26 protein-coding genes are annotated in these 23400 nt (G+C 40.2%); 13 read left to right on the forward strand and 13 right to left on the reverse strand.

Going from position 1 to position 23400, the window contains the following annotated elements; translation table 11 throughout:
- From HPC67_RS15155 to HPC67_RS15170, 4 genes are all read left to right on the forward strand, one after another.
- Positions 1-210, forward strand: a 210-nt coding sequence (locus HPC67_RS15155) for a hypothetical protein (protein WP_217589675.1), incomplete at its 5' end; no start/stop codon positions are given.
- 22 nt (positions 211-232) lie between these two features.
- Positions 233-1087 carry a ComEC/Rec2 family competence protein gene (locus HPC67_RS15160; RefSeq protein WP_217589677.1) on the forward strand — a complete coding sequence of 285 codons (855 nt, stop codon included), beginning with the start codon at positions 233-235 and terminating at the stop codon, positions 1085-1087.
- A 593-nt stretch (positions 1088-1680) separates the two neighbouring features.
- Positions 1681-2373 (forward strand): ABC transporter ATP-binding protein, encoded by a 693-nt coding sequence (locus tag HPC67_RS15165; RefSeq protein ID WP_217589679.1) that lies wholly within the window; start codon positions 1681-1683, stop codon positions 2371-2373.
- Positions 2370-5138, forward strand: a complete 2769-nt coding sequence (locus HPC67_RS15170) for an ABC transporter permease (RefSeq protein WP_217589681.1) — start codon at positions 2370-2372, stop codon at positions 5136-5138. Before HPC67_RS15165 ends, HPC67_RS15170 begins: the two co-directional genes overlap by 4 nt.
- A gap of 56 nt (positions 5139-5194) precedes the next feature.
- Here HPC67_RS15170 and HPC67_RS15175 read toward each other — a convergent pair whose 3' ends face one another.
- From HPC67_RS15175 to HPC67_RS15185, 3 genes are read right to left on the reverse strand one after another with little or no spacing between them, the layout of a single operon-like run.
- Positions 5195-6313, reverse strand: a complete 1119-nt coding sequence (locus HPC67_RS15175; RefSeq protein ID WP_217589683.1) for an ABC transporter permease — start codon at positions 6311-6313, stop codon at positions 5195-5197.
- Positions 6294-7193 (reverse strand): ABC transporter ATP-binding protein, encoded by a 900-nt coding sequence (locus tag HPC67_RS15180; protein ID WP_217589685.1) that lies wholly within the window; start codon positions 7191-7193, stop codon positions 6294-6296. The genes HPC67_RS15175 and HPC67_RS15180 overlap by 20 nt, the downstream gene beginning before the upstream one ends.
- 19 nt (positions 7194-7212) lie before the next feature.
- Positions 7213-8436 carry an ABC transporter permease subunit gene (locus HPC67_RS15185; protein WP_217589687.1) on the reverse strand — a complete coding sequence of 408 codons (1224 nt, stop codon included), beginning with the start codon at positions 8434-8436 and terminating at the stop codon, positions 7213-7215.
- A gap of 172 nt (positions 8437-8608) precedes the next feature.
- On the opposite strand from HPC67_RS15185, the gene HPC67_RS15190 reads away from it, so the two are divergent.
- From HPC67_RS15190 to HPC67_RS15205, 4 genes are read left to right on the forward strand one after another with little or no spacing between them, the layout of a single operon-like run.
- Positions 8609-9310, forward strand: coding sequence for a hypothetical protein (locus HPC67_RS15190; RefSeq protein ID WP_217589689.1), 702 nt, complete (start codon positions 8609-8611; stop codon positions 9308-9310).
- A 31-nt stretch (positions 9311-9341) separates the two neighbouring features.
- Positions 9342-9827, forward strand: coding sequence for a GntR family transcriptional regulator (locus tag HPC67_RS15195; protein WP_343327860.1), 486 nt, complete (start codon positions 9342-9344; stop codon positions 9825-9827).
- Positions 9817-10680: an ABC transporter ATP-binding protein gene (locus HPC67_RS15200; RefSeq protein ID WP_217589691.1), complete on the forward strand. Its 864-nt coding sequence runs from the start codon at positions 9817-9819 to the stop codon at positions 10678-10680. Before HPC67_RS15195 ends, HPC67_RS15200 begins: the two co-directional genes overlap by 11 nt.
- A 1-nt stretch (position 10681) precedes the next feature.
- Positions 10682-11383, forward strand: a complete 702-nt coding sequence (locus HPC67_RS15205; protein ID WP_217589693.1) for a hypothetical protein — start codon at positions 10682-10684, stop codon at positions 11381-11383.
- Positions 11384-11420: 37 nt separating this feature from the next.
- Here HPC67_RS15205 and HPC67_RS15210 read toward each other — a convergent pair whose 3' ends face one another.
- The 5 genes from HPC67_RS15210 to HPC67_RS15230 all read right to left on the reverse strand — a co-directional run bounded on the left by HPC67_RS15210 (position 11421) and on the right by HPC67_RS15230 (position 15794).
- A complete protein-coding gene (locus HPC67_RS15210) occupies positions 11421-12197 on the reverse strand; it encodes an ABC transporter permease (RefSeq protein WP_217589695.1) in 777 nt (258 codons plus the stop codon).
- Positions 12197-13105, reverse strand: coding sequence for an ABC transporter ATP-binding protein (locus HPC67_RS15215; protein WP_217589697.1), 909 nt, complete (start codon positions 13103-13105; stop codon positions 12197-12199). Before HPC67_RS15215 ends, HPC67_RS15210 begins: the two co-directional genes overlap by 1 nt.
- Positions 13105-13308 (reverse strand): PLDc N-terminal domain-containing protein, encoded by a 204-nt coding sequence (locus HPC67_RS15220; RefSeq protein WP_217589699.1) that lies wholly within the window; start codon positions 13306-13308, stop codon positions 13105-13107. The genes HPC67_RS15215 and HPC67_RS15220 overlap by 1 nt, the downstream gene beginning before the upstream one ends.
- 341 nt (positions 13309-13649) lie before the next feature.
- The gene (locus tag HPC67_RS15225) at positions 13650-15143 is read right to left on the reverse strand and encodes a glycine betaine uptake BCCT transporter (RefSeq protein ID WP_217589701.1); all 1494 of its coding nucleotides are present in this window, start codon (positions 15141-15143) and stop codon (positions 13650-13652) included.
- Positions 15144-15371: 228 nt separating this feature from the next.
- The gene (locus HPC67_RS15230; protein ID WP_217589703.1) at positions 15372-15794 is read right to left on the reverse strand and encodes a helix-turn-helix domain-containing protein; all 423 of its coding nucleotides are present in this window, start codon (positions 15792-15794) and stop codon (positions 15372-15374) included.
- Between the two features lie 188 nt (positions 15795-15982).
- Here HPC67_RS15230 and HPC67_RS15235 point away from each other — a divergent pair, with 188 nt between their 5' ends.
- On the forward strand, positions 15983-16372 hold the full coding sequence (locus tag HPC67_RS15235) for a hypothetical protein (RefSeq protein WP_217589705.1): 390 nt from the start codon (positions 15983-15985) through the stop codon (positions 16370-16372).
- Between the two features lie 273 nt (positions 16373-16645).
- Here the strand turns inward: HPC67_RS15235 and HPC67_RS15240 are convergent, their stop codons facing one another.
- The 3 genes from HPC67_RS15240 to HPC67_RS15250 all read right to left on the reverse strand — a co-directional run bounded on the left by HPC67_RS15240 (position 16646) and on the right by HPC67_RS15250 (position 18572).
- A complete protein-coding gene (locus tag HPC67_RS15240) occupies positions 16646-16777 on the reverse strand; it encodes a YfhE family protein (RefSeq protein WP_217589707.1) in 132 nt (43 codons plus the stop codon).
- 101 nt (positions 16778-16878) lie between these two features.
- Entirely contained in the window at positions 16879-17436 is a 558-nt protein-coding gene (locus HPC67_RS15245) for a GNAT family N-acetyltransferase (RefSeq protein WP_217589709.1), read from the reverse strand.
- Between the two features lie 233 nt (positions 17437-17669).
- Positions 17670-18572 carry a TIGR01777 family oxidoreductase gene (locus tag HPC67_RS15250; protein ID WP_217589711.1) on the reverse strand — a complete coding sequence of 301 codons (903 nt, stop codon included), beginning with the start codon at positions 18570-18572 and terminating at the stop codon, positions 17670-17672.
- An 81-nt stretch (positions 18573-18653) separates the two neighbouring features.
- On the opposite strand from HPC67_RS15250, the gene recX reads away from it, so the two are divergent.
- Entirely contained in the window at positions 18654-19472 is an 819-nt protein-coding gene (gene recX / locus HPC67_RS15255) for a recombination regulator RecX (RefSeq protein WP_217589713.1), read from the forward strand.
- An 84-nt stretch (positions 19473-19556) separates the two neighbouring features.
- Here recX and HPC67_RS15260 read toward each other — a convergent pair whose 3' ends face one another.
- Complete coding sequence (locus tag HPC67_RS15260) at positions 19557-20216, reverse strand: SDR family NAD(P)-dependent oxidoreductase (protein ID WP_217589715.1); 660 nt, start codon at positions 20214-20216, stop codon at positions 19557-19559.
- A gap of 90 nt (positions 20217-20306) precedes the next feature.
- Here HPC67_RS15260 and HPC67_RS15265 point away from each other — a divergent pair, with 90 nt between their 5' ends.
- Positions 20307-20633 carry a YfhH family protein gene (locus HPC67_RS15265; RefSeq protein ID WP_217589717.1) on the forward strand — a complete coding sequence of 109 codons (327 nt, stop codon included), beginning with the start codon at positions 20307-20309 and terminating at the stop codon, positions 20631-20633.
- A 63-nt stretch (positions 20634-20696) separates the two neighbouring features.
- Here HPC67_RS15265 and HPC67_RS15270 read toward each other — a convergent pair whose 3' ends face one another.
- Positions 20697-21683: a metal-dependent hydrolase gene (locus tag HPC67_RS15270; protein WP_217589719.1), complete on the reverse strand. Its 987-nt coding sequence runs from the start codon at positions 21681-21683 to the stop codon at positions 20697-20699.
- Positions 21684-21781: 98 nt separating this feature from the next.
- Between HPC67_RS15270 and mutY the strand changes: the two genes are divergently transcribed.
- Positions 21782-22852, forward strand: a complete 1071-nt coding sequence (gene mutY / locus HPC67_RS15275) for an A/G-specific adenine glycosylase (RefSeq protein WP_217589722.1) — start codon at positions 21782-21784, stop codon at positions 22850-22852.
- Between the two features lie 198 nt (positions 22853-23050).
- Entirely contained in the window at positions 23051-23221 is a 171-nt protein-coding gene (locus HPC67_RS15280; RefSeq protein WP_217589724.1) for a gamma-type small acid-soluble spore protein, read from the forward strand.
- Positions 23222-23400 lie beyond the last annotated feature (179 nt).

The following is a 23400-nucleotide window of genomic DNA, read 5'->3' on the forward strand; positions in this document are numbered from 1 at the left end:
TTCCGCAATCCAAGGCTGGAATTCCGCAATGCAAGGCTGGAATTCCGCAATGCAAGGCTGAAATTCCGCAATCCATGCCTGGAATTCCGCAATACGGGGCTCAAATTCCGCAATGCACGCCTGAAATTCCGCAAAGCCGCGCCATTTCCATCAACACATCACCCATTCAATCACAACATATTTTCGTCTGAGTGTGACAGACTAAGGTAAAAACAATACGAAGGAAGATTGAATGAAACGACTTGCTATGATTGTCATATGTATGCTTTCTATGATGGCTTGGCCGATTCAAGCGGCTGCTAGTGCCTCGATGTTAGAGGTGCATTTTATTGATGTCGGTCAGGGGGACAGCATATTAATTAAAACACCATCTGACAAAGTTATTCTCGTTGATGGTGGGCCACCGGATGCAGGGAAAACAGTTGTCGACTATTTAAATAAACAACAGATTGAGACGATTGACTTGCTTGTCGCGACCCATCCAGATATTGATCACATTGGCGGTTTAATTGACGTCATGAAGCATTTTACCATTGGTAACATTCTCGATAATGGAAAGTTCCATGTCACAAAAACATACCTCATGTACGTACATCAAATTCGTAAACAAATGATTCCGGTTTATGAGGCAGATAAAAATGAACATATACAGTTTGATCCTTATATAGATTTACACATTTTAAATGCAGATGATGATTCCCTCACGAATAATCAGTCCTCCATCGTTTTAAAAATTGAATATTTGCAGCAGACGATTTTATTACCAGGGGACATTGATAAAGAGATGGAGCATGAACTGATGATATCTCATGAAATGGAGGCGAATGTATTAAAAATTCCTCACCATGGATCTGATACAAGCTCAACAATGGCATTTATCGAGCATGTAAATCCGAAGGCCACGATATTGTCCTATGGTCAGGAGAACAAATTCGGTCATCCTGTTGAACGCGTCATTGGCAATTTACAACGGCTGCAGACAGCGCTCTATTCAACAGCCATTCATGGCGATATCGTTTGGATGACAAACGGTAAGCAATCTGTTATCCAAACGGAAAAAGACCCGCTCGAGTTTTTAGATGAATGAGATCGGGATGTGGTTATTATCGTTAATGAACTAACATAACATAAGGTTTAATCATTATGTCGTATATCCTATTTAATGACTGATTAAATTTCGACAACATCTATAACTGTTTGTCGAAACTTTCTTTTTATTTTTTTGGTGGAATTTAATTAAATTATGTTATTATTATTAAGATAATAAATAAAAGTAGGAATACAATTGAAAAGAGTATGATTCTTTACTACAGTTTTTTGTATTACTGTATTTATGTCAATGGGAGTTTTTATGACCCCTGTATCTGCTGCATCCGTAAGTAATAGTGCAGTATAGTAGATAATGAGAATGTCGCCCCAAATGATGTAAGCAAACAAGTAACTGTGACAAAACAGTATTATGGAATTGTAACACCACCCAGTACTATAAGATATAATAAGCATAATTATACGGGTACTGTTTCGTGTAGTGGTATTTGCCCAATTATGAATGCTGAAATAGAATAGCCGATATTAACTCGTTTTCTATTTATCCAATTTAAAAACCTATGAATGATTATTGTACAGCTCAGTAATCTCATAGGTTTTTAATGTATAGAATATGACATTAGGAGGGATGTAATGACGAATGAGATTCGTTGTTTAGACGTGTCAAAACGGTACATGGGTGACGGTGTTGACACCGAAGCATTACAAAACGTGAACGTAATGTTTACAAAAGGAGAATTAACGGCAATTATCGGTCCTTCTGGCTCAGGGAAATCAACATTGCTCAGCCTTATAGGCACACTGGATCAACCGACAGCTGGTCATATCCTGTATGACAATGAAGATATTATGAAGGCATCAAAGAAAAAAATGGCCGATTTTCGCTTTAATGAAATTGGTTTTGTTTTTCAGCAATTTCACCTACTACCCACTTTAACCGCTGTAGAAAATGTGATGGTACCATTATTTGGTCGAAACGTCTCCTATTCAAAACAAAAACGTGCTAAAGAAGCACTGGAACAAGTTGGTTTATTGAACAAAATGAATGCACTCCCCTCACAGTTGTCAGGTGGCCAGCAACAGCGTGTTGCGATTGCTAGAGCGATTGTCCATAAACCAAGTTGGCTGCTTGCCGATGAACCGACAGGCAATTTAGACACGGAAACGGGAGAACGTATATTTGATTTACTAACCCGATTGCATGAAGAAGACAATTGCACAGTATTGTATGTAACGCACGATGTTACGTTAGCATCTAAAGCAGATCGAATCATAACGATGCAAGATGGACAGGTCCTTCAAGAGAAGCAAGGTGTCATAAAATGATGCGCTATATTTTTAAAAACTGGTGGCGACGAAAAGACCAATTCATGTTATTAATGATCGGTGTCATCATCGTTGGGGTTGGTTTAACGTATTTGGCGGGGCTGTCGGAAGTCAACAAAAGTACGATTGTTGATGAGTTACAAGAACGATGGAAATCATCTTATGATATCGTTGTTCGACCTAATGGTACGCGGAGTGTGACCGAGGAAGATGATTTGCTTGATCCTAATTTCTTAAGTGGGATAGAGGGCGGCATTAGTATTGAAGACTATAACAAAATAAAGAACATCGATCATGTTGAAGTTGCAGCCCCGATTGCGATGATGGGCTACATCAATTATCCTTTACCCCTGGATACGTTGGACATGGAGAAAGACGGAATCTATCGGTTGACCAAGGTAGAAGTTACAGATGATGGCATATCTAAGAAAGAGGATTCTATTAGTTCATATTTTCCAGCGGGTGAATGGTTTAACTATGTAGAGGACCAATTAAGAGAAAAAGGACCGGATTATTTTATTATTCCATACCCTGGTTTAACAGTATTTCGTTCGATGCTCATTGCGGGAATTGATCCTGAACAGGAGGCCAAGCTCGTTGGCCTAGACAAGTCTATATTACCATTTGAATCAAGTCGATATTTATCTGAAGAAGATGAAACGAATCAACGTCCCGTTTATGAAGCAGATGATATTGATGATGCAGCCATGCCAAAAAATACGAGCTTTCCCGCGATCATTAATAGTCAATCGTACGCAGATAAACGTGTAAATTATAAAATAGAACGATTAGACATCCCTTTTGAACATGACAAAGCGAAGGAAACGCTAGACATGATGGCAGAAAAAGGCGGCAGTGCATATTTAGATACCGTTCAAGGAGAAACTATAGAGAGCTTTAATTTTGAAGAACAAGACATTTATGCCCAATTGATAAATGGAATTTCTGGGGTTAACCACGAAACAGGTGAACCAATATCACAAAGCAATACACATATTGAAAATCCTTTAAATACAAGTTATTATGCACTGATTAATAGGCCGAGTTCTTTAGAATATGAATCTATTGATAGCCCATTTTCAGAGAGATGGCCATTTAGCTATCAGCTCAAAACGTTTACAAAAACAATTCAAGGATCAGAGGAGCAAGCGTCAGAGCCTGAGACAATTGAGGTGTACAGGAACCCGAATGAATACGCTCATATTAATGCTGGGGATTTTCCTCTTATTGAACCGAAATGGGTTGGGTCGTATGATCCGGGGAAATTAAATATATCGAAGGATCCGACAAATGAATTGCCAATGGAAACATATCGTCCAACGACGGCAGAGCTTGTTTTGGATGATGATGATCGCCCGATTAACCCGACAGAAACTTTAAAACCAACCTATGATCCTTATAATTTTTTATCTAATCCGCCGACAATGCTGACGACTTTGGAGGCAGCTGAAGTCATAACTGGTGATGCTCCGATTTCGGCAATTCGCATTAAAGTATCAGGTGTAACGGACCTCTCCGAAGAAAGTCAGGCGATCGTTGAACAAGTCGTAAGCGATATTGAACGTGAAACAGGTCTCATCACAGATGTCACGTTGGGGTCTTCACCGCAACCGACATTAGTGAATGTACCCTCAGTAAATGATGGACAAGAACTTGGATGGTTTTATCAGCCATGGATCAAGATGGGGAGCTCTATCACCATTTTCCGAGAAGCTAGAGTAGGCTTTTCTGGTTTAGTCATCAGTATTATGGCTGTAGCAATCATATATGTTTGGGCCACGAGTCTCGTTTCATTACTTGCAAGACGAAAAGAATTTGCAGTTCTTTTGGCTGTGGGCTGGCGACCTAGCCGGTTAAGCCGATTGTTATTCCTAGAATCTGCTATGCTCGGTGTTTGTGTTGCAGCACTTTCATGGGGGATATTGGCGTTTCTTCATATGAGTGGACAAACAACAGTTGATCTGATGCGCTTTCTTCTGACAGGATCACTCGGCTTTGTTATATATTTGCTGGGGGCCATTATTCCAGCTATTATCGCACAAAGAATATCACCTTATGAAACGATGCAAACGGGTGAAATAGCGAAGTCAAGCGCACGTTTGATACGAACCAAGGGTCTGATGTCCATGGCCTTCAATCATTTTATTGGTAAGTGGAAACGTAGCGTGCTGTCAATTGTGGCCATCGCATTCCCGTCAAGTCTTCTTGCTGTCTTTTTGCTTATTACATTTCACTTGAGGGGCATCATGTATACGACATTACTCGGGCAGTATGTCGCATTAGAAGTGGAATCCATTCACTATGCAGCGATTGGAGCAGCACTCCTGCTAGCGATTTTGACGACCGTCGAAATTATGTGGCAAAATATCGCAGAGCGGCAGGAGGAAATTGCCCTCCTCAAGGCGGTTGGTTGGAAAAACAACAGTGTACGCTTCCTAATTTGGCTAGAGGGGTTACTCGTCGGGGTGTGCGCAGCAATTTTAGGGTTGGCAGGTGCGACCTTACTGACGTTGCCGCTTGAGCTAAACATGTCAACGGATGCTATTATGTTGATCTTATCAACTGCTCTCGTTCCGATTGTTGTTGGTGTGTTGGCAACAATTCTTCCAGCGGAACGCGCAGCTAGAATATTACCTCAACAAGGGATAAGTGGAAGGTATACGCATCGTAAGGCTTCAGTGAATTTGCTAGTTTGGTCTATATTCCTTGGAGTGATTTTATTAATCGCGTTTATGTATACAATGGTCCAGGCGGTACAAGTTTAGTAAACTTATTTTGATAGATTAAAAAAGGTGGAGGAATACATCCTCCACCTACACTATTATCCAATCCGCAGCGTTTTAATTTTTCGAACGGCTAGTCCATAAAATATGACACTGAGTAAGAATAAGATCGGCAGGCCCTGATACCACGCGGTACCATTTTGAAATAAGAGAGGCTCTCTTGGAATAATATATTGAAAAGGGTTCAGCCAAGCGAAAAAACGCCAGGAAATAAAAGTAGTAGCGACATAACCAAGGAGTAATGTTCCTAATAAAGCAAACAGTGTTGATACGGTTTGCTTTAAATAAAGACTGTAAAATAAATAAAGTGAAATCACAGTAATCATCAAGGCTGATACGCCAATTGCACCGAACGTAATATATTCGATGATCGTCATAAATGCCAATTCTCCATTTTTTTCGATCAGAATTGGATATTGAAATGTCCCCTCGTTGCCAAATATGCTTCCGATAATTGTAATGGTAAGAAAAAGGACGACAAGAACCGTTATGTATGCTGAAATGGCAGTCCAAAATTTACTCGTTATGATGTGTCTCCGCTTTAAAGGCTGAGTCAACAAAAATTTAGCTGAATGATCTTCAAGCTCTGCTGTCATAAGGTCACCGATTAGAATGACCATCATTATGATAGCTCCCAAATGAAATAGAAAATCAAGCACTTGCTTCATGAAATTTGGGAATGCCATACTATATGTACTGCTCTCCGGCTTAATGTGTTCATCTAATAATTTTTCATTTAAGGCATACTGACGCACGATTTCGGAGGTGTCTAACGGAAATTCTCCGCCTGCTTCATTATATGTGGCAATGCCTTTTAATAGGGCATTTTCCTGAATTAATCTCTCTTGCCACTGATCTGTGGATACAGCGTTTTTAATGTTGTTTAATAGATTGATATTTGCCAGTAGCATATCTTTTAATTCTTTCTCTACTTCATTCTCTGGGTCTTCCTCCAATTTATACTGATGAACCCTTAAAAGCATATCACTTGTTTGTAACTGATCGTCAATGTCTTTAAGTGCATTCTCGGTAATGACAGGTTGAAAGGCAACGTTACGTATAAAAAGTGCGATAACACAGGCTACTATAATCAGTAGTAAAACAGAAAATTTCCTGCTCAACACCATCTTTTTAAATTCAAAGGGAAACAGTTTCATGATGGTCAACCCCTTTAAACAATTGCTGGTATCGTTTTTCTGCACCGATCATTTGATTGTCGACTTTTTCTAGTGTGATGTTATGCGCATTCATATGGTTAATAAAAGATTGTAGGGATAAATTAATATCTTCAAATACGATTTCCCCAGTTTCAGTAACGTCGTATGACACAGACGCTTCATCTAATACAAATTGTGCCTTCTCCAAATCTGAGACGGACACATAATATTGATTAGATGCGACATCTTTTAAGGATTCTTTGAGTAGAACACCATCTTTAACAAAATAAACCGTATGTGTCAGTCGATCGATTTCATCCAAGTTATGTGAGGAAAGAATGATGGTCGTACCTTCTTTGTATAGCTCTAACAAAATTTTCCGCACGGACACAGCACTTGTCGGATCGAGCCCATTTAATGGCTCATCCAGTAGTAATAATTTTGGTTCATTAATAATCACCATTGCAAGGAGTAGATGTTGCTTCATCCCTAAAGAATAATTGCGCACCCTTTTTTTTACGTAGCTCGACATACCAATTCGATCTGTCACGTCTTTAATACGTGAAAGCGGGATATGTTGCACGTTGCATATAAACTTCAAATGGTCAAATCCGGTTAGATGATCGTATAAAATTCGATTATCTTGTAAATAAGATACGTCGTAGAAAATGGATGAATCGGTATGTTTCTTTCCTAACAGCTTTACATCACCTTCATCAAAAGCTAGCAGATTGGTCATACAATTTAACAGTGTTGTTTTACCCGAGCCATTCGGCCCAACTAATGCAACGATTTGTGGCTCTGTAATTGCTACGTCTACCCCATTTAACACCCACTGCTGCTTATATTTCTTCTTTAAATTTTGAACATCAACAATCATGTTATGACCCCCTTTATTTTTATGAGTCGTACTTATGTTGAAAATGAGTGATGGCATATGCACAGAGAAGTGTTATAGCGCTTGCAGTAGATAAAGCAATTAATCCATTGGTCAAGGTGACGTTAAAATTTTGTAAGGTTGCAGCCATTTCCTGTGTAACGACATCAACGACTGAAAAGTATTGGAATGGGTTGTATTTGGCTAGGTCAAGGGCAATCAGCTGTTCGCTCAGTTCAGTTCCAATAAAAATTGTAGCCAACGTTAAGCCGATAGCGAGAGCGACTCTCTTGGTCACAATTGAATATAGCATTAATAATGCATAGCAAAACAGTAAAATCATAACAAACAAAAGTGTTGCTTGGATGATCATGGTGCTCAAATTCATAAATGAAAATGTATGGTCTTCACCGTAAATTAATATCGGATAATTGTAATGACCAAATCGATCAAATACTGCGCCTAAAAGAAGGGAGATGAATGCTGCGCCTAACAAAATAGCAACACTTAACGTTAAGACAACGATTAATTTACTTGCTAATATTTTGTTGAAATTTAATGGCTGTGTTTTTAAAAAATGAATCGGGCCATGGCGTCCGAGCCCCTCTTTTGTGAATAGATCTCCGAATAGAAATATAAAAAAAACTGCACCGAGTAAACTATATGATAAAGAAAATAAATGATTAAGGAAGTTTAAGCTGGCAGAAGAGTATTTATTGCTTATGTGTAAGATGGTTTCCTCTAATTGTGGGGGATCATATGAAATATCATAAGCGGTTCGTTGTGATGCAAAGTTGATAGGCAGAATAGGTGTCATGTCACCCTCACGCATAAGCTTATACTTTTCTAAAAAACTAACTTCTGTAAAAAAAGATGGCCACTGCGAAGGCATCATAGATTCATACAATCGATTGCTAAGACCGAGTTCAGTTTCCTCAATTTCTAAGTTCAACAGCGCATTCCAATCATGCTCTTTTAATGCATGACGATACTGCTTCCTCTTTTGTAATAGTTCCTGTAAAACGGCTTCTTCAGAAGGTGATATAGACTGGTCTTTTTGAGACAATGTTTCTTCCATTCGTGAGATTTCATCTGTTTCTTGATTCATTAATCTTTCGACTCGAACTGTATTCATATAAACGAATATGTAATAGATAACGATGAATAAAATGAGTATGAAAAGCATGCTTCGAAAAAAAAGTGACTTATATATCTTTTTAAACTCGAACATCATTAAATGAAACAAAATAAGCCCCCCATTCAACGTTATTATATTTTTAAGTGTTATTATAACATATTATTATTATTATTATTATTATAAATAATATAAAAAAAACAGTATATTTAAGAGGTTTTTAAATCGTTATGTAGAATATATATGGTATTAAGAGAGAAAAATATCGGGGAGGCATATTAATATGAAACGACTTCGTGGAGGCTTGAAAAGGCGTGCATTTGACGTGAACTCCTTTATACGTATATCCATAATCGTTTTGTTCATTGTTCTTTTAGCTGGATGCTCGGATAAGGGCGTAAACGATGAGGCTGCACTGAATGATTTAATGAATGACGAAACGCACTCTAACAATAACAATGCTTCAAACAATACCTCCAACGCTTCGCAAAACAATAACGTTGAAAATAAGCCGTCATCATCTAATAAAAAAGACTCTGAAACAAGAAAAACATTCCCGGCAGGCTTTGAATTTAAAGTTGTTGATGATAGCGCTGGTTATGTTGCTGGATTTGTTTCAACGTGTGTGGATGAGGGAAAGCGGTGCAATACTGAAATTGAGGATCGCGACAATTTGCTCAAGCGATTTGTCCAGGGCGATGATTTTCAACCAATTCCGAGGTTGAAGGCAAAAGCTGGACAATACATAAATTTTGTCACGTCTAGCACAGGAAGCTCTGGAGCCCCCCTTCCGATGCCTGATCAAATCGAGTTAATTCAACTCGAAAAAGAGGGGAAAGATATTAAAACAGAAATAGAAGGATCTCAGTTTAAAGTATCTGGAGAGGCAGGCAGATATAATTATGTCGTCAAAGTACGCTGGAATCAAGAAGGTGTGTTTAAGGGAGAAGGGATGTATGCTTTTTCATTGCTTGTAACTGAATGAGTCTATTGATCGAAAAGAGGCATCCTTGAGGATGTCTTTTTTTGATGTTTTTATAAAATTATTGACAATATCATCCATTAGTTATATGGTTAGTTACATAAGTAATGAACCATATAAGTTAATTGAAAAGGTGATCGTCATGAAACGTGCGCTCGATGATACGAAGCCAATATATATCCAAATTAAAGAGCACATTGAGGATGCCATTATTAATGGTACGCTCAATCCTGATGAACGTGCTCCATCAACGAATGAATTTGCTGCATTTTATAAGATTAATCCAGCAACTGCTGCAAAAGGCATAAATGAGCTTGTTGCAGAGCATATTCTCGTTAAGCGAAGGGGGATTGGAATGTTTGTTACGACAGACGCCAAAAAGATTTTAATTGCAAAACGTAAGCAGACATTTTATAAGCATTTTGTTTTGCCACTTAAACAAGAAGCGGAGAAACTACAAATCAGTGAAACAGAACTCATTGAATGGGTAAAAGGGGTGCATGTACAAGATGAAAATTGAGGTTGATCAGTTAACGAAGGTATATCGTGATAAGCGCGCACTTGATAATGTGTCTTTGACTTTAAGTGAACCGAAAATTTACGGATTTCTCGGTAGAAATGGTGCTGGTAAGACGACGTTTATGGAAATCTTAACAGGGCAAATTTTAGCGACGAGTGGAACGTTACGAGTGAATGGCGAAGCGCCTTTTGATAATCAGAAGCTCACTGAATCGATTTGTTTAATAAAAGAGGGCGGTAATTTCAAGAAAGAATTAACGATCAAAAATGTTCTCAAGCTGTATCGTGTCTTTTATCCGAATTGGGATCAAGCATTAGCGAATGAGCTCATAGAGGCATATGGTTTAAATGTAAATGCCCGAATTAAATCGCTGTCGAAAGGGATGGCGTCAGCACTCGGCATCATTGTGGGACTTGCGAGCATGGCACCTATTACCATGTTTGATGAACCTTACATCGGTCTTGATGCATCAGCGCGAAAAATGTTTTATGACAAAATGGTTGCCGTCTATGAAAAGCAAAAACGAATCATTATATTTTCAACACATTTAATTGACGAGGTGAGCACGTTATTTGAAGAAGTTATCATCATCCAAAACGGTTCGATCGTCTTACAGGAGGAAGCAGATGTATTGAGAGAAAAAGCGTGCGCAGTCTCAGGTCCAAAAGCGGATGTGACAGCTTATATGACGGATAAAAATGTGATGCAAACGAAGGAAATCGCTGGAATGATGACTGCTTATGTGTACGGAGATGCCGTAATGGAAGCGGCACATGCGGCAGGGTTAGCTGTCGAAGGTATACCAATCCAAGAATTAATGGTGTATTTAACCGAGGAGAAACGGGGGGCATAAAATGAGGCAAATTAAAGGGATTATGTACTTTTTTATAACGGGTGCGCGGTATAATTTCACAATATTCTGGGCAATTTTGCTGAGTACGATGTTCGTTTCATTGTTGATCGCTTATTTTGTTGGGGAAATGTCCCACGATATGACGATGGTGTTTGCTGTCTCGGCAGCTGTTTATATTTATTGTTCTATCATGGGATATAGCACCGTGAAAGAAGCGATCCCCCATTTATTGAAGCTAGGAGCGACGCGGAAGAATTTGTTTATCGGGTTAGGGGCAAGCTTTCTATGTCTTGCGTTTCTAAAAGCTGTTTTGACGAGTGGTGTCCATGTTGTCGTCACTTGGCTGACAGATATGTTCCAAATTGATGGGTATCAATTGATTCATCCAGCTGAATTAATTGGAAACACCTTGATCAATCGGATCGTCATTGATACGGCGGTTATGTTCTTTATTTTGGCGAGTATGTTTGTGTTAGGGTTGTTATTTTATAAATTTGGATTACTCGGCGGCGGTATTGTGATCAGTGCATTGGTTATAACGTTTCTCGTCGGACTTGCCGCAGGAACGATTCCTGATATCGCTATAAAGTTATATGAGACGAGAGCGCTCATGCAATTCGTTTGGTTATTTCTCATCGGTTTCGGTTTGTACGCAGTAAGCTGGTCCATGCTGAGGCATATTACAATTGTAAAAACACGTTGAGGGGGATCGAACTCCCTCAACGTGTGCATTGAACCTACTATGCGGCCATTTCTTTTTTACGGAAAATATAGATGGCGCTTATGATCAATCCGATAGATAAAGCGACTGTGATGACGGCAGCACCCCAAAGCGCGCTCCCGATTTGATCTGTTTGAAGCATCTCGATAATATGACTAGATAGTTTGTTCGGACTCCAGGAGAGAACATGACTAAAAATTTGTGTCACTATGCTCATCGTAACAATAGTAGCGATCGTGGCAAATAAAATGAGACCTGGCGACTTCAGCAGTGCATTGTAGAAAATCGATAGACTTAAAACGAACGTTAGCCAGAGTCCATAGAAAAAAATAATTTGCAAGAGCGCAAGAAAAGACAGCTCGCCGAACAAAATATTAACGTAATACCAGCTGGCGAAAAGGCCTAAACATGCGGCAAACCATACGAGCACATTTAACGATGCCCATTTGGACAAGATATAATTTTTGTAAGATACAGGCTTTACGAGAATAAGCTCGGATACGCCGCTTTTACGTTCACCAGCAATCGTTCCCATAGAAATTAAAGCAATAACGATGACACCGATTATGCTATATTGTCCTAAGCTCATCATGATCACATCAGTGGGTGTGAATTCAGGGAGTTCAAAGACGGTTCCCTCAGGCATTCCACCTACCGCGTCAATGATGAGTGGCATGTAGTATGTCGTGAGCGGGTCCATAATGGCAATTAAAATCATCACAAGTGGGAACCAGATCCATTTTTTATTCCGCCAGTTTTCCAACAGCTCTTTTTTAAACAACGTTGTCCATTGCATTAGCTGTTCACCACCTTCATAAACATGTCTTCGAGTGATGCCCTGTTCACAGAAAAATGAGTGAGCGACCAATTTTTACTTGCGACCATTTGAATGATTTGCGAACGTGCCGTGTCTATATCATGCGCTAGCACGTGAAGCATGTCTTTTTCAATATAGCATTCCTCAATACAGTCCAGTTGAGAAACCGCTGCTTGAAAGGTAGACAGGTCTCCTTCTATGCTCAGTTCAAGCTTGGCCGTTTGATAGTTATTGCGCAGCTCCGCAAGTGATCCAGACTCAACAATTTCCCCTTTGTTTAAGAGGAGCAATTCATCACTAATTTCATCAGCATCACTTAAGATATGGGTGGAAAACAAAATCGTCATGTCCTTTTTAAGCTCATCCATCAGTGTAAGCACTTCTCTACGTCCGATCGGATCAAGAGATGATACAGGCTCATCAAGAATTAATAGCTTCGGCTGATGAATGATCGCTTGGGCTATACCGAGTCGCTGCTTCATGCCACCGGAATATTTACCAATGCGTCGATCCTTTGCATCCAGAATGCCAACCTTTTTCAAAAGCTCGAGCGCCCGCTTTGTTGCCTCGTCTTTTGTTAAATGTGCAAGTTGACCACTGTACACTAAAAACTCCAACCCACTCATCCATTCATAAAATGCCGGATACTGTGGCAAATAACCGATGTATGGGCGGATATCCTCTCCAGCATTCATACCTGAAAATTTCACAGAACCGCTCGTCGGGTTCAAAAGCCCAGCCATTGTACGGAGTGTGGTCGTTTTTCCCGCTCCGTTCGGTCCAATTAAAGCAATCGTTTTGCCTTCATTTAACTCAAAGCTCACTTGATGAACGACAGGCTTGCCGTCGAAGTGGCGTGATAAGTCAGATACGGTTACCAAAGCCATCACTTTTGTCTCCTTCCAAAGATAAAGTAAATGACTGGGCCAATAATATTCAGTAATAGGATGATTACGAGCCATACCCATTTCGGTCCATTCGTTTCTTCGGCTTTAACCCAGTCAACCAAAGCGACGATCATAAGAATTAATTGAATGACCATAATAGGGAGGAGAATGAGTAGTAAATCTGAACTAATTATATCTGGCATATTGTTTCACTCCAATCTTTTAACTTTAATACGATCATTGGGCATGAAAGGTTCAATATAGTAGAAGTTTATCCCGAAAGATTGATCAAGATAATGAATATACGATTAGAGAAGCGACTGGAACAAAAGAGGTTTAACCACATAAAAATGCGAACAATACGACCGCTCCGGAAATCCACTTCGCTTTCCGCGGGCGGCTGGTTAGCCTCCTCGTGCTAACGCACTGTGGGGTCTAACCTATGCCTTCCTCCCGCAGGAGTCTGCGTGGATTTCCGGAGCTAGTCTTGAGCATTGTTCGCCTTTTACGTTTTGTTTTTAGTGTTGTCCATGATGCCTTTTAGTTATTTCTTCTTTAGTTCTGCGACGTCTTCTTCATTCGCTAAGGCTTTGAATAGTGCAATGATCATTAAGATCATGACGAACGAGAAGGGGAGTGCAGCGGCGATGATCGTATTTTGAATCGCTGTTAACCCACCTATATAAAGCAGAATGAGTGCCACAGCGGATTGCGCAATACCCCATATGATTTTCACTTGTGCCGGTGGAATGAGTGAGCCTTTTGTTGTTTGCATTCCAAGCACAAACGTTGCTGAGTCAGCTGATGTGATAAAAAATGAGCCAATTAATAAAATCGCAATAATTGATAGTACAGTAGATAATGGCATTTGATCAAACATGTTAAACAACACAAGCTCTGTTGCATACTGGCTCAAATCAACACCACTATCCTGAATGTGACCAGCAGTTGTGCCAAATACAGCAAACCAAATTGAAACGAATAATGTTGGAATGACGAGTACACCTGTGATGAATGATCGTATTGTTCGTCCACGAGATACGCGAGCTATGAACATGCCAACAAATGGCGCCCATGAGATCCACCAGGCCCAATAAAAGATCGTCCATCCATCTAACCATCCCCGATTGTCCCCTTCAAGTGGCGCGGTTCGGAAGCTCATCTTTAAAAAGTCCTGCATATAAAGACCGAACGTTTCGGTAAACATATTTAATATTAATAAAGTTGGCCCTACAACTAATACAACGATTAATAGTAGTACGGCAAGCACCATATTCGTATTTGATAAATATTTAATGCCTTTACCAATACCAGACCAGGCCGATATTAAAAATAAAATCGTAACGACTGCAATAATAATAAATTGTGATTTAAAACCAACCTCAATGCCAAATAGATGAGATAATCCACCATTGATTTGCGTGGCGCCGAAGCCAAGAGTTGTCGCAACCCCGAATACAGTTGCAAATACAGCAAGAACATCGATTAATACACCGAGCGGACCATTCATTTTATCGCCGAAAAGAGGCTTAAGTGTTGCAGATATTAAACCAGGTTCTTGTTTGCGAAATTGAAAATAGGCTAGCGATAGAGCAACCATCGCATACATGGCCCAGACGTGTAGACCCCAGTGGAAATAAGAGGCGGACAAGCCTTCTTTAAATGCTTCCGGAGAGCCTTCTTTTGAAAAAGGTGCATTTGTTACATAATGTGATATTGGTTCAGCAGCACCATAGAAAACGAGACCAATTCCCATACCCGCGGAAAACAGCATTGCAATCCACGTAGGTGTGGAAAAGTCAGGACGTTCATCATCGCGCCCTAGCCGGACTTTCCCATATGGGCTAACGGCTAAAATGATCGATAACAATACCATGACGGACATGAGCAGCATATAGTACCACCCGAAGCTCGTTGCCACAAATTCTTTAATATTTCCTGTGATCAGCTTAACGGCATTTGGAAAGACGGCTCCGAGAATGACACTAATTGCGACAAGCGCCAAAGTAATATAGAAAACCTTTGATACTTTCTTCATAAAATCTCCCTTGTGTTAATTTGGTATTCTATTACGATATATAAAAAGCATAAGCCGTGCAAGGAAACAAGCGTACAACGGTATATTTCCATAAATTCTGTTTTTTTATTAGGGTAGATTTTGGTAAAGGGTTTACACTAAAAATTAGGCGCACGCTTGGGAAGCATGTAGCGTACTCATGAAGAAAAAAACGTCGGAGAGCCCTTTGAGGCGTATCCGACGTTTTCATTAATTGTGGTAATCGTTAAGTTCATCAATAACGGTGTCAATAATTTTAAACACTGATTGTTGCTTTTTAAATGGTATGTCTTTAATTTTGTGTAAGTGTGCCATGACATCTGGGTGGACCTTCAGATACTCCGCAAGTCTAATGGCATCTTCTTCATATGATTTATGTGTTGAGCTGTACTTCTGTTTAAAATCTTTCATGACATCATCACGTAACGGAACATGTCCTACAAGCTGATCAACTGACATGTTAAAGAGATCGCTCATCCGTACGAGAGATTCAATATCGGGCTTGGCAACATTATTTTCCCATTTGGCAATGACCGAACGAGACGTCATCAGCTGTTCAGACAATTGCAGTTGTGTCCAACCATTTTGTTCCCGAAAATATTTAATATTGTATGCCATTCGCTCTAAATCCATAACGATCACACTCTATCTTGTGACATTGGATAGTTCAATTACATGAAGTATCTAATGAATGTCTATCATCGTATGTTTAATCCTATCATGATTGAGATTATCTGCGGTGGCATCATTTGTTCTTATATAGAACATATAGTAGAATGATCTATAACAGAACACTATTATGGATGTTGGGAGGTGACACAATGTTAGGGTGCTTGGCACTGCATCATCCTACAATTACATCACTTACAAAATGCAGGATGCTGCGGTCACTATTTCATGCAGAGGATTTTGAAATCGAAGTAATCAGTAGGGGCGTCGTCATGATATACATTTGGAACGCTCGAAAGATCGACATTTGGCAAGCGGCTGTATTGTTTGAATCAGCAGCAGTAAGGACTGGGTACGCATTTGGTATAAACAACAAAGAAGCAATTAAACAACGCGTGTTAGATCATCTTGATGTCGTTGAGTCGAATGATGTTTTAAGGGAGCAATTGTTTCGCTATGATGTCCGTAAGATGAACGATGTTAATGGTTTCGAAGATCATACAAAAGAACCATTGGAAAAATACTACGCGGCTCATGCGTAACAACAAATGTTCATAATCCACAGCTTTGTCCACACAACATATACCATTAAATAAACCTACATCAAGATTATCCACATTCATCCACAAGTGAGATTGAACTTATCAACATAATTAATGGTTATTCACATGGGTTTTTATGTAATGGAAATAAATAAACATATTGTACCCATAATAGAACACAATCGTGATGCAAAATAGATACGAATTAGACCGGTATGCAGCATCAATGCGCCACTAATATTGATCCACGCTTTATAGGCAAAAAAAGAAGCCTTAGATCCGGCTTCTTTTTTGCTCCTTAAAAGCATCTTCATAGGCTTTGTTCGCGCGTTTGAATTCCTTTTGGTACAACACTTCTTGAGTTTTTGATAAGAACTTTTCCTTTTCATGAGGCTGTTTAGGCATACACATATCCCTTCCATAGCGTGGTAGATGCGGAATGAATTGACCTTCCGCAAAAGTTTATGGATAGTATTGCCAGACAACATATATTTATGCATCCCTCATTAAGATACTTCTTCACCCTCGTGTTCAGGCAGTAGCTCTCTGAAGTTCAGATAAGCGAGATAAGCGTCTTTGCTAATCGCAAATAAATCGTATACATTCTCAATGCGATTAATCGCTTCATAAACATCTGCATATAAATTGTTCACCAATGTGGCGTAAGGGAGCTTGATCATTGCTTTAAGAGACCTTACATTTGTCCGGCGAATTTTAATGAACACCATTTCAATGTCTAGCTCGGTAAACAGTTCAGTAAGAAACATTTCTTTTGCGATTTGATTATACCCTTTCCCGAAAAAAGGCGCGCCAATCCAAGTCGCTAAAAAGCCTGATTTATGCTGAATATCAAATAAGTTAATCGTCCCTATAGGCTGCTGACATTCATCTAGGATGGTTCTAGATATTAACGTACCATCTTCTTCAGCTTCAATGGTTTGTTTTGTAATAAAGTAAAATTCATCACAAGAATATGCTTTGTGTCTAACGTAAGGAAAGACATCGGGATGCGCCATTAATTCATATAACATAGGAACCTCATGTAATTCACGTTTTTTAAGCATAAAAAAGTACCCTCCTATTTGCAGGTGGGTACTTTAAAAAAAGACGGCAATCTAGTGTACCCACCTCGAATTTAAGTTAGCGTTCAACTAAAATTCGGGGTGGGAATCGAACCCACTAGAACCAGTCAGCTGACTGGTGGCGCACCATTTGCCTTCCCTAAAAACCATGTTTGGCATAATATATTTTACAGCGATTTGTGAGAAAAGGGAACACTTTTTTTATGAAAATGATGTTATTTTTTTATGGTAGTGTTTAGTAAGTCTTCCAGTGCATGTTTAACATCTGTATAAGCAAAAGAATAACCGCTATATTGTGCTTTTTGCGGCAATACATATTGTCCTTTCGTCATCAGCTGACTCATTTGCCCTAGTGCTGTCGCCATCATAAATGTAGGTGTGGGCAACCAGAAGGGACGGTTAAGAACGTCTGCAAGTGTCTTCATAAATGACGCATTTTGCTGTGGATTAGGAGACGTCACATTAATTGGCCCGCTAATATCCGGATTGTGTAAACAAAATGCAATGAGCTGTACAACATCCTCAATATGAACCCAGGACATCCATTGCGTGCCGCTCCCTATTTTCCCGCCAGCAAAAGCTTTAACGGGGAGGGACATCATTGGTAGTGCACCACCATCCCCGAGAATGACACCAAACCGTGTGTAGACTGTGCGAATACCCATTTGTTCTGCCTGTGCCGCTGTGCTTTCCCATTCCAATACAACTTGGGCAAGAAAATCATCCGCTGGCTTTGTCGTTTCTTCTGTGAAAATCACTTCATCAGACATTCCATAAAAGCCGACAGCAGAGCCATTAATCCACACGGAAGGCTTGTGTTCAAGTGTTGCAACAAGATCAATTAAGCCTTGTGTCGATCGGACGCGGCTCAGTCTAATCGCTTCTTTTTTCTTCTTGGTCCAATATCCGAATATCGATTCACCAGCTAAGTTAATGACTGCATCGATCACCGGTAACGCGTCAACTTTTACGTCATATGATACATATGTCGTATGATTGTCTGGTTCATGCTGTTCTGGTGAGCGGGTTATGATGATGAGTTTGTGTCCTTTTGATTTAAGGTGTGCTACAAGGTGGTGACCGACGAATCCAGTTCCACCTGTTATTAGGATGTTCATATTTGATTGCCCTCCTTTTGGGTAAATGGCTCACGGATAATTGACCTCATCTGTTATGATGGAACGTAAAGGGGTGATGTCATGGGCGAAATAACCCGGATTACGACTCAAAAAAAACAGAAGCAGCGGTATAACATTTATCTTGATGCTGGTTCAGGCGAGACATTTGGTTTTGGTGTGGACGAAGCCGTGCTGATCAAGTATCGCTTACATAAAGGTATGGACATTGATGCTGAACTAATGGACGAGCTGATCAACGAAGATACACAATATAAAGCTTATTCCCTTGCTATCAACTTTTTAAGCTATCGAATGCGTACAAAAAAAGAAATGCATGATTATTTATTGAAAAAGGAAATTCATCCGGAACACATTGCCTCTGTAATGGAACGGTTAGTATCCGAAAAGCTCGTTGATGACAAGGTGTTCGCTCGTAGTTTTGTCGAAAGTAGGATACGAACGAGCGCTAAAGGTCCCCAGCTTGTAAAAAGGGAATTGCTTGAAAAAGGCGTTGCCGCCATTTATGCAGATGAGGCTGTCAATGCTTATACGTTTGAGGTCCAGTATGAAAAAGCGCTGACCTGGATGAAAAAACGGCTTAATCAGTCTGGGCGCTATTCATTCAAGGAGCAGCTGCAAAAGCTGCACGGCTTCTTGCTTCAAAAGGGATTTACCCAGGATGTGATTCAAACCGTCCTTGATGAAGCAAATGCCGCGCAAAACGATACACTTGAATGGGACGCGCTTTGTCGCCAAGGAGAAAAGCTCCTTCGAAAGCATCGCCAGAAACACATGGGGTTTGAGCTGAAAACAAAGGTGAAACAAGGCTTGTACCGTAAAGGGTTTCCAATGGCGCTCATTAATAGGTTTGTTGATGAACAAATAGACGATGAGGTTTAGTGAGGCAGGGAACGAAACGACCAGTTAAGATGACAGACGTGATTATGCGCCATCATAATGGTGCGTTTGTTCCCTGTTTCCTATTTAACGATCGATGATGATTTCCGCCCGTCCATCGTCTTCTTGAAAAATGGTTTCCGCGACCTTTTGTGGTCCTTTTAAACGGCTTGGATCTTTAACGTGATCGGATTGGTCCCAAAACGGTGTATTCATACCACCCATATAAACCGCAGTGATCGTGTAATCCTTGTCTTTCCATTCCTGCTGGAGGCTTTCTGTAAACCCTCTTACGGCAAACTTGCTGGCACAATAAATGGATTCATTTACTTTACCACGGAGACCAGCTGTTGAGATAATCATTAAAATTCTGCCCTTGCTGGCTTTAATGAGCGGCAATGCGGCTTGAACAGTGAGAATAGAACCTTTTACGTTCGTATCGAGCGTCTCATCGATATCGCGGTTCGAATAATCTTCAAATGGACCAAAATGTCCAATGCCAGCATTACTAATTAGGACATCTAATTCACCAATTTGCTGAAACGCAATCCGGACTGATGACGCTTCTTTAATGTCACATAACACGACTTCAGCCTGCCCGCCTTGACGCAAAATTTCTTCTTGGACCATATGTAACTTTTTCACAGTTCTTCCCATTAAAAAGACTCGATATCCGTGTTGAGCATATTTGAGTGCAAGGGCGCGGCCGAGTCCACTTCCCCCGCCTGTAATTGCAACATTTGGCATATATAAGACTCCTCTCGTATGTGTAAACGCTATTTGTTTCTATTGTCTTAAACGAATTGTTAAAATAAACTATGAAGGAGATGAGATACGATGAATTATTGCTATAGTGATTTTTCGATTGAACAATTACGTGATGAAGCTGCACAGCTAAAGGAAAAAGCGTTAAAAGCTGAACGACTAGGTAACATAAGTGAAGCTGAAGTATATGAAAGAAAACAACTTGTGGCAATGGCATATATGTTAAACCCAGAAGACTTTAAGCCTGGAGTGATATACGACCTAAAGGGCGACCCTGGCCATCGATTTAAAATAAACTACATCAATGGTGTATTTGCTTGGGGGCACAGGGTCAATCTTCTGGATGACTTGTATGAAAAGGAAGAGGCCGTGCCAATTTCTATCTTAATGATGCGATAGATTCATAGCTTTTTACGCGTTTTGGGTGAAAGGGGCGGACTGTTTGGTCGCCCCTTTTCACTTTTAAACAGGATAATCGCTGATATAGAGCTTATTTCTAAGCTTATGCTCAGAGTAAATCCAGCCTGTATATGAGCTTTTAATGTTGTGATCCATATCAATTTGGACAACAGCAACGAATGGATAACGTCCACGCGCTCTATAGCGGAGATCTATAAAACGGACCTCAGTAAAATCATCATATTCATTAATAACCCAGCGATATACTGGAGAAAAGGATAAGAATGCAGCAATGTTTTTGTCATTTTGTGCCAGCTTCATAATAGGCGTATCAGGAAGTGGCTGACGGTCAAAGGTATCAACGATCTCAATATGGCCATCTTCTACCGATCCGACGTGAAATTGTTCTTGCGTTGTAATTGCCACACGCCATTTATTTTGTTTAACTGTTGGTGATGTTGCAATTTTTTCAACATCTCGATAATGATCGTGAATTTTCGTGACGATTTCTCGTTTTTCCAAATATCGTTTAATATAATAAAGAACGATGACTGCATAGATGATGAGCCAAGTAGGGCCAGGATTAAGCCCAAGCACCCAGCCAATAATGCCGGCAATATGCAAGCCAAATATATAAGGATCAAAGGTGTTTATAAAGCCATAAGCGATCCATTTATTTGTAAATGGTCGGAAGGCTTGTGTGCCATAAGCGTTAAAAATATCAGTTAACACATGGACCGCTACGGCGAGAAATGTCCATGCCCACAGATGGATGAAATCAACTGACGGGACAAAGGCGTGAATTATGCCTGAAATGACGACGCCCCACATGAGTATGGCAGGGATAGAGTGTGTTGCGCCACGGTGATGGCGTAAATACGTGGCGTTATTTCTAAGCTTTAATACGGTATCAAGATCTGGGGCGTGTGATCCAGCAATGGTGCCAACTAGTACAGCGTTAAACAGCGCAGGATCAGATTGCACAGCCGGATCAAGTGTTGCCAAGCCACCTATGGCAACACCCATAACAATATGGGTTCCTGTATCCATCTATTTACAATCCTCCTTGGTTATTGACGAGTGTTTTTATTTCCATGATAAGATAGGTTTGTCATCATTAATTATATCATGAAGGGTGATAATTATTCGTGTTACGTACATTACAATATATTGACATTATAACATTTCAGCGTGACCTGCTCGAATGGTACGATCAGAACAAACGTGATTTACCATGGCGAGACAATCAAGATCCGTATCGAATCTGGGTGTCCGAAATTATGCTACAGCAAACACAGGTTGATACGGTTATTCCGTATTATGGACGGTTTATGGCTCAGTTCCCAACCGTATTTGACCTTGCGGCTGCTGAAGAACAGACCGTCCTTAAAGCTTGGGAAGGTCTCGGCTACTATTCGCGGGCACGTAATTTACAAGCAGCAGCAAAAGAGGTTGTAGCATCTTATGCAGGTGTTATACCTGCAGATCCGAAAGCGCTCGGCTCGTTAAAAGGCATCGGACCTTATACAAAAGGGGCAATTTTATCAATTGCATTTAATATGCCGGAGCCAGCAGTGGATGGGAATGTGATGCGTGTCACCTCACGTATTTTAAAGATTGATGACGACATTGGAGTTCCTGCGGTGAGAAAGAAATTTGAAGCAGTCGTTAGGGAACTCATTCCTGAATCGGATCCGTCTTCCTTTAATCAAGCTTTAATGGAACTAGGTGCACTCGTGTGTACACCGAAAAATCCGCTCTGCACGTTGTGCCCAGTTCAAGCGCATTGTCGTGCTTATGAAGCAAATGTCGTTTCTACGCTTCCGGTTAAGTCTAAGAAAAAGCCGAAAAAAAAGATACCATACGCGGTGGTGTTGATTCAAACAGCTTCAGGAAACCATGTAATCGAGCAGCGACCTGATGCGGGCTTACTCGCTAATTTATGGCAATTCCCAATGGTCCCAGTAGGTGAAGTAGGTAATGATCATATTGCAAGCTGGCTATATCAAGAGTATGGGCTGGCGCTGGAACATTTAAAGCATGTAGGTGCGTTGAAACATGTATTTACACATATGATTTGGGAGCTAACTGTTTATACGGCTGATTTAACCGATGAAACAATTTATGACAAACGCTTGAAGGCAGTCACTTCTGAAGCTTTACAAACGTATCCATTTCCGGTCTCACATCAAAAGATGATGCATTATATTATTGAATAAGATTAACTTTTGACCGGGCGCGTCCCGGTTTTTTTATTGTTAAATATGTGTGGTGCAGAATGTGATCGTCGTAGCAAGGCTCTCAAGCCACAGGGTATAGGTTGGTTTATTTAAGAACAAGAGGATTTTTTTAACAATAATTTTATTGGATAATGGAATCCGTTCCGGGACAAATTAATGGATGCGGAGGTGATAAGAGTGGCTAAGAAACCAAATCAAACTCAATCCGGAACGAACGTACAGCATGTAAAACAGCAAAATCAACAGGCTCAGCAAGGCCAGGGTCAATATGGCACAGAGTTTGCATCCGAAACTGATGTGCAGGAAGTAAAAAAACGCAATCAAAAATCACAACAGAACAAACAGTAGTCTAATCTAATTAGAAAAAAGGGTGCCCTGTGTGGCGCCCTTTTCTTATAGATTGCATTTGTATGAAAGATGCATCTGCTGATAATGGGTGCGTTCTCGCCGATATGGAGTGTGGATCTGCCGATAAGGAGCGTGTTCTCGCCGATATCCAGCGCATATCTGCCAATAAAGACAACGGC

This window comes from Lentibacillus saliphilus, from assembly GCF_019093865.1.
GTDB classification, from domain to species: domain Bacteria; phylum Bacillota; class Bacilli; order Bacillales; family Amphibacillaceae; genus Lentibacillus_B; species Lentibacillus_B saliphilus.